The following is a 530-nucleotide window of genomic DNA, read 5'->3' on the forward strand; positions in this document are numbered from 1 at the left end:
ATCGCAGAAACAAAAGCGCCTGTAGTAGAGACATTTGTAGCACTTGAGGAAATTCAGCAAGAAGATGAAGTAATTGAACAAAACAGTGAATTCATACATGTAGCTGAGGCTGATGAACAGACAAAGAACGATGTTCAAAGCTTTGCGAATGTTTTAATTGCAGAAACAGAAGAAAATAAACGAGTTGAAGAAGAAGCACCGGTCGTAGAAGAGCAATCAGTTGAAGAAGAAGTGCCGGTCGTAGAAGAACAACCCGTTGTAAAAAAAGAAGAACCAAAACGTGAGAAAAAGCGTCATGTACCATTTAATGTTGTTATGTTGAAACAAGATAGAACACGATTAATGGAAAGACATGCAGCTAGAGCAAATGCAATGCAGCCTTCTGCTAATGTACGAGTAGAGAATAAGCCAGTACAACAAGAGGTAGCAGAACCACAAGTGGAAGAACAGCCAATGCAGCAGGTGGTAGTAGAATCACAAGTGGAAGAAAGCCCAGTGCAGCAAGTAGTAGCAGAACCACAAGTGGAAGA

1 pseudogene is annotated in these 530 nt (G+C 40.8%); it reads left to right on the forward strand.

Annotated features, from left to right (window positions below):
- Nucleotides 1-530 (forward strand): annotated as a pseudogene (locus BUA87_RS17640) (DNA translocase FtsK); the annotation flags it as partial.

It is taken from the genome of Bacillus sp. bc15, from assembly GCF_900142585.1.
GTDB classification, from domain to species: domain Bacteria; phylum Bacillota; class Bacilli; order Bacillales; family Bacillaceae_G; genus Bacillus_A; species Bacillus_A cereus.